Genomic DNA, 6,770 nt, shown 5'->3' on the forward strand with positions numbered 1-6,770 from the left:
CGCGTCCGGTCCCGCCGCGCCTGCCGACGCGAGCGGCAGGTGCAGCGGGACCGGACCACGACCTCGCTGCCCTTCCCTTCACCCTCGCTGCGGGCGGCGACCTGGCCGCCGTGCAGCTGCACCAGGCCGATGCCGAGGCCGCCCTGTGAGCGGTCGGGCGTGCGCTTGCCCTGGCGGAACAGATCGAAGGCGCTGGCGACCAGTTCGGGCGCCATCCCGATGCCGTTGTCGCGCACCGCGATTTCGGCGACATCGCCGTCGATCCGCATGGCCAGTTCGATGCGCCCGCCGGCCGGCGTGTACTTGGCGCCGTTGGACAGCAGGTTCGACAGCACCTGCACCAGGCGCTTGCGGTCGCCGTGCACCATCGCGTAACCCGCCTCGTCGGCGATCGCCAGCAGATGCGAACGCGCCTCGACCAGGGGGCGCGCCTGCTCGGCCGCCTCGTCCACCAGCGGGCGCAGGGCGATGTCCTCGCGCTCCAGGGTGATCATGCCGCGCGTGACGCGCGACACGTCGAGCAGGTCGTCGATCAGTCCGGTCATGTGGGCGGTCTGGCGCGCGATCACGCGCCCGATGTGCTCGATGCGCGCGGGGGCGCCCTTGGCCAGCGGCAGCAGCGAGGCCGCGGTACGGAACGGCGCCAGCGGGTTGCGCGGCTCGTGGCCCAGCATGGCGAGGAATTCGTCCTTGCGCTGGTCGGCCTCGCGCAGCGCGTCCTGGGTCAGCTTCTGCTCATGGATGTCGGTGCAGGTGCCCATCCAGCGCCGGATCGCGCCGCCCTCGCCGCGCACCGGCAGCGCGCGTCCCAGCACCCAGCGCCAGGCGCCGCTGTGGTGGCGCAGGCGGTATTCGACCTCGTAGGGCTCGCCGGTGGCGAGCGAATGGCGCCATTTTTCCCAGGCCAGGCCCTGCTCGTCGGGGTGGAACATGCCGTTCCAGCGCTCGCCGTCGGTCTCGCCGGGCGTCACGCCGGTGAACGCATACCACTGGTCGTTGTAGTAGTCATGGAAGCCGTCCGGCAGGGTCGACCAGACCATCTGCGGCATGGCGTTGGTGATCGCCTTGAACTTGGCCTCGATGTCGGCAAAGGCGCGCTCGGCATGACGCATGGCCGAGATGTCGAGCACGAAGGCGACGCCGCGGCTGCGGTCGTCCTCGTCGGCGGCGGCCCCCACGTACACGGGCACGCGCGAGCCGTCGCGGTGGTAGAACTCCTTCTCGAACGGGGCAACCGCACCGCGCGTGCTCAGCTGGACCAGCGAGGCTTCGTCGGCGCCCACCCATTCGTCGGGCGTGAGCGCGCGCCAGGACAAGCCGCGCGCCAGGTCGGCGCGTTCGAGGCCGAGCATCGCCAGGAAGGCCGTGTTGCAATCGGCGACGGCGCCGTTCTGGCGGTAGCGCACCACCCGGACCAGGCTCGATTCGACCAGCCGCTCCAGCGTATCCTGCCGCGCGGGCTGACCGACGCAGAGCGCGCCGGCGATCGCGCCATCCGCCTCCTTCACGGGCGACAGCTGCAGGCGCATGCGCCCGCCTCCGGGCAGGTCCACGGTGTCGGCGGCATGCGGCGCGCGCAGGGCGGCATTCGGCACGATCGCCGCGACTGCGCGCGCGGCCACGCCCATCGGCACGGGCGAATCCTGCGCCAGCTGATGGGCGGCCCGGAGGGCTGCGGAAAGGGGAAAGACAGCGGTCATCGCGGTGCGTGGTGTGGGGTCCATGGCTGAGGAGCCGCGGCGAGTGTAGCACAGCGCAACAATGACCCGAACACGGCAGGACCGGGCCTGCCATGGACAGCTCAGGCCGCGCTCACGCCGCCGCCAGGTCCGCCGCCGACTCCATGTCCACCGCGACGATGCGCGATACGCCCTGCTCCTGCATGGTCACGCCGATCAGCTGGCTGGCCATCTCCATCGCGATCTTGTTGTGCGAGATGAAGAGGAACTGGGTGTGCTCGGACATGCGCTTGACCATGCGGCAGAAGCGCTCGGTATTGGCGTCGTCGAGCGGCGCGTCGACCTCGTCCAGCAGGCAGAACGGCGCCGGATTGAGGCGGAACATCGAGAACACCAGCGCCGTCGCGGTCAGGGCCTTCTCGCCGCCGGACAGCAGGTGGATGGTGGCGTTCTTCTTGCCCGGCGGCTGGGCCATCACCTGCACGCCGGCGTCCAGGATCTCGTCGCCCGTCATGACCAGCTTGGCGTTGCCGCCGCCGAACAGGATCGGGAACAGTTCCGAGAAGTGGCCGTTGACGCGATCGAAGGTGTCCTGCAGCAGCTCGCGCGTCTCGCGGTCGATGCGGTGGATCGCGTCTTCCAGGGTGGCGATGGCTTCCTGCAGGTCGGCGTTCTGGGAATCGAGGAAGCGCTTGCGTTCGGTGGCCGTGGCCAGTTCCTCGACCGCCGCCAGGTTGACGGCGCCGAGCGAGGCGATCGCATTCGTCAGGCGCGTGACCTCGCCCTGCAGCCAGGACGGTTTCATCTCCGGGTCGAGTTTTTCGGCCAGCGCGGCGACAGCGGCTTCGTCGGCGCCGGTGGCGGCCAGGGCTTCCGCGAACTGCTCCTGGTTCAGGCGCGCGGCCTGCTCTTTGAGCTGCATTTCGGTGATGCGGTCGCGCTGCGGCTGCAGGCTGCGCTCGGCCTGCATGCGGCTTTCCTCGGCGTGGCGCAGCTGCTGGGTGATCTGGTCGAGTTCATGGCGCGCGTCGGCCAGGGCGCGCTCCTGGGCGCTGCGGCGGTCCAGCAACGCCTGCAGGCCCTCGTGGGCGGTGCCGGCTTCCAGCGCGTCGAGTTCGAGCCGGCCCTGGGCCAGGCTGGCGGCCACCTGCTCCGCCTGGGTGGCGGCGGTGGCGATGGTGCGGCGCAGCTCCTCGATGCGGGCGCGCTGCGAGCGCTCCGCGAACTGGGCTTCCTGGGCGCTGCGTTCGAGCTCCCGCAGTTTCTCGCGCGCCTGGGCCAGCATCTGTTCGCGCTCGAGGAAGGCGGTCTGGCCGTCCTCGTGTGCGCCCTGCAGCTCGGCCAGTTCCATGTCGAGCTGCTCGAATTCCTGCTCCGCCTCGGCGGCGGCCTGGCGCTGCTCGGCTTCCTGGGCGGCGATCTCGGAGAGATCCGCCGCGATCTGCCCGCTGCGCTGGTTGAAGCGGGCTTCGATCTCGCTCTGCTTGAGCACCTCGATCTGCAGCGCATGCACCTCGCGCGTCAGGCTGCCCACGCGCTGGCGCGCATCCTGCAGGCGGCGCGACAGGTCGGTGACGGCGGCGTCGGCGCGGACGGCGCGGGCGCGCGCCTCGTCCGCCAGCAAGGCCTGGGCGCGCAGTTGCTTGGTCGTGTTGTCGATCTCGTGCTGGCGCGCCAGCATCCCGTCCTGCTCGGCGTCCGGCGCGTGGAAGCGCACCGCGGACCGGGTCACGATGTGGCCCTGGCGGGTGACGAAGCTGCCGCCTTGCGGCAGGCGGCCGCGTTCGGCAAAGGCGTCGGCCGTATGCTCGGCCACGAACACATGGTGCAGCCAGTCGTTCAGGACGCCGCGCACGCCGGGGTCGTTCAGGCGCAGCAAACTGGCCAGGGGCTTCAGTCCTGGCACCTCGGCGGCCGCGGGCGCCCCCGGCTGCGGCGCATACAGCGCCAGGCGCGCCGGCGGCGCATCGCCGAAGAAGGCCTTGGCCCAGTCGATGTTCGACATCTCCAGCGCGTTCGAGCGTTCACGCAGCACGGCTTCGAGGGCGGTCTCCCAGCCCTCGTCGATGTCGAGCTTCTGCCACAGGCGCGGCAGCTTCGACAGCTCGTGCTTTTCCAGCCAGGGCTGGACCTTGCCCTGGGTTTGCACCCGGTCCTGCATCTGGCGCAGGGCCTGCAGGCGCGCTTCCAGCTGGGCGCTGGCGGCGCTTTCGCCCTGGACCTGCGCGTGGGCGTCCTTGCGCTCCTGCTCCACCGCGTCCTGGCGCGCCGTGGCGTCGTCCAGCAGCATGGTCTGCTCTTCCAGGGCCAGCTGCTTTTCCTCGAGCTGCATGCGCAGGTTGTCGAGGGTGGCGCTGTCGGGCAGGTTCAGGCCGTTGCGTTCCTGCTGCAGGCGCTCGCGCCGCGCGGCCAGATTAGTCAGGATGCCGGCGGCGTTGCGCTGGTGGGCCGAGGACAGTTCGATGCGCTGCTGCACCTGCATGATGCGGGCGCGCGATTCCGTCGACTTTTCCTGGGCCGCGCGCCAGGCGCTTTCGAGCTCGGGCAAGCGCTCGTTATGAACCTCGACCGCGATCTGGGCGCCTTCGGCGCGCGCAGCCAGTTCCTCGAGGTTCATCTCGGCTTCCTCCAGCTGCTCGCGGGTTTCCTGCTCCTGGGCCAGCCACTGGTCGCGCTGGGCGCTCAGGCTGCCGAGCTGGTTCTGCAGGCGCGTGCGCGATTCGACCACGAACTTGATCTGGGCCTCCAGGCTGCCGATCTCGGAATTGGTCTGGTACAGCGCGCCCTGCGCCTGGTGCAGGCGGTCGCCGGTGGCGAAGTGGGACTGGCGCATGTGCTCCAGGTCCAGTTCCACGCTGCGCAGCTTGGCCGTCTGTTCCTCGAGGCCGGTCTGGGCTTCCTCCATCTCCTTGAAGAAGCGGACCTGCTCGGCCTTGGCTTCGTTCTTGCGCAGCAGCCAGAGCAGCTTCTGCTTTTCCTCCTGGTCGGCCTGCAGCTGGTGGAAGCGGTTGGCCACCGCCGCCTGCGCTTCGAGCTTGTCCAGGTTGGCGTTCAGTTCGCGCAGGATGTCTTCGACGCGCAGCAGGTTCTCGCGCGTGTCGGACAGGCGGTTCTCGGTCTCGCGGCGGCGCTCCTTGTACTTGGAGACACCCGCGGCTTCCTCGAGGAACACGCGCAGTTCTTCCGGGCGCGATTCGATGATGCGGGCGATCATGCCCTGGCCGATGATGGCATAGGCGCGCGGCCCCAGGCCGGTACCGAGGAAGATGTCCTGGATGTCGCGCCGGCGTACCGGCTGGCTGTTGATGTAGTAGGTGGAGGTGCCGTCGCGCGTCAGGGTACGCTTGACCGCGATCTCGGCGTACTGGCCCCACTGCCCGGCCGCCTTGCCGGCGCTGTTGTCGAACACCAGTTCGACCGAGGCGCGCCCGGCCGGCTTGCGGTGGGTGGAGCCGTTGAAGATCACGTCCTGCATCGACTCGCCGCGCAGCTCGGAGGCCTTGGATTCGCCCAGCACCCAGCGCACCGCGTCGATGATGTTGGACTTGCCGCAGCCATTCGGACCGACCACGCCGACGAGCTGTCCCGGCACCTGGAAATTGGTGGGATCGACGAAAGACTTGAATCCCGACAATTTAATGGAGGAGAGGCGCACGTTCCTTCGGCAGTGTAGCTAGCGATAAAACCGCATCATATCATCGCTTGCTTGCTGCATGAGCAAGAATCGTTGACCGGGAAACACGTAGGGTGGGCCGGGCGCGTAGCCCCCCCCGTCCACGCGGTGATAGTTAACCCCTTCGTCCTCGCGCACGGGCCGCGAGACGTGGCTTGAACGCGTCGGCGGCGCAGCCGCCGACCCTACGCTGCCTCGGCGCCGGCATCATTGACCGCCACCGCTTCGCTCAGCACCCGGCCGACCACGCCTTCCGGCGCGAGCACCTTGATGCTGCCGCTGCGGAAGGCTTCCGCCAGGCGCTCGGCGGGCAGCGAGAACGCTTCCTGGCGCCCGGCGCCGGAGAAGATGAACAGGCTGCGCAGCGGGCTGACCCAGGCCAGCTTGACCTTGCGCACGCCGCCGCCACCGGAGAACTCGAGGCGCATGCCGCGTTCCAGCGCCGCCAGCGCGGCCGCGGCCGGGTCGGCCTCCTCGGCCTCCAGGCCGGCAGCCTCGGCCTGCTCGCGGGCGATGCGGCGCAGCGCGTCCTGCTGGGCGGCTTCGACCGCCAGTTCCAGCTGGCGCTCGGGCGAGACCTCGATCGGGGCGCGCACGATGGAAGCGTGGTATTCGGCCAGTTCGGCGAAGAACTGCAGGCGCTCGGCATCCTGCCAGCGCACCGCGTCCAGCCACTTGTTGAGGGTGGTGAGCAGGCCGGGCAGCGACTTGATCAGGGCCTTGCGCTGCTCCTGCGTGGCCTTGGGCTTGACGCTCCAGACCAGGTCGTCCATGGCGCGGGTGGCGTTGTCGACCGCGCCCGGCTTGCTGTCCTCGATGCTGTAGGCAAAGGTCAGCACCGGGGTCCAGCGCTGCTCCAGGAAGCCGGACACGAAGGCGGCAAGCTCTTCGCCCGCCAGGCGCACCGCGATGGCGCGCCGGGCGCTGCGCTGGGCCGCGGCCTGCTTCTCGATCCGGGTCGCCTGGGCGATCGGGCCCGCGATCGCCGCCTGCTCGGCCTGTTCGCGCGCCGCCAGTCCGGCTTCCAGCTCGGCCACGGCGGCCGCGAACTCGGGCTGGTCCTGGGCGGCGATGCGGCCGACGCTGCTGCGCATGGCGCGCAGCAAGGGGTCGTCCGCGCCCTGCGGCTGCTCCCAGCCGGCTTTCGACAGCAGGTCCAGCATGCGCCGCGCCGGGTGGGCTTCCTCGAAGAAGAAGCTGCGGTCGCGCAGCGCCGCCTTGAGCACCGGCACCTGCAGGAATTCGATCAGGCCGCGCGTCTCGGGGGGAATGCTCTCGTCCAGCAGGACGGTCTCGAAAATGCGCGACAGCAGGTCGAGCGTGGTTTCATCGCCCCGCGACAGGCTGCCCCTGGGCAGGTCGGCGCGCAGGCGCGGCAGGTAGAAGACCTGGTGTGCGCCGCCGCCGGCCGCTGCGGA

2 protein-coding genes and 1 pseudogene are annotated in these 6,770 nt (G+C 70.1%); all 3 read right to left on the reverse strand.

Translation table 11 applies throughout. The annotated features are described in order from the left end of the window. Positions 1 to 62 precede the first annotated feature (62 nt). A pseudogene (locus V7778_RS02665) lies at positions 63 to 1,724 on the reverse strand (PAS domain-containing sensor histidine kinase); the annotation flags it as partial. An 88-nt stretch (positions 1,725 to 1,812) separates the two neighbouring features. Continuing rightward, positions 1,813 to 5,334 (reverse strand): chromosome segregation protein SMC, encoded by a 3,522-nt coding sequence (gene smc, locus V7778_RS02670; protein ID WP_335551805.1) that lies wholly within the window; start codon positions 5,332 to 5,334, stop codon positions 1,813 to 1,815. Positions 5,335 to 5,537: 203 nt separating this feature from the next. Further along, positions 5,538 to 6,770: DUF1631 family protein (locus tag V7778_RS02675; RefSeq protein WP_335551806.1), on the reverse strand; the 1,233-nt coding region annotated here is incomplete at its 5' end.

This window comes from Massilia sp. DD77, assembly GCF_036961685.1.
Lineage (GTDB): Bacteria > Pseudomonadota > Gammaproteobacteria > Burkholderiales > Burkholderiaceae_D > Telluria.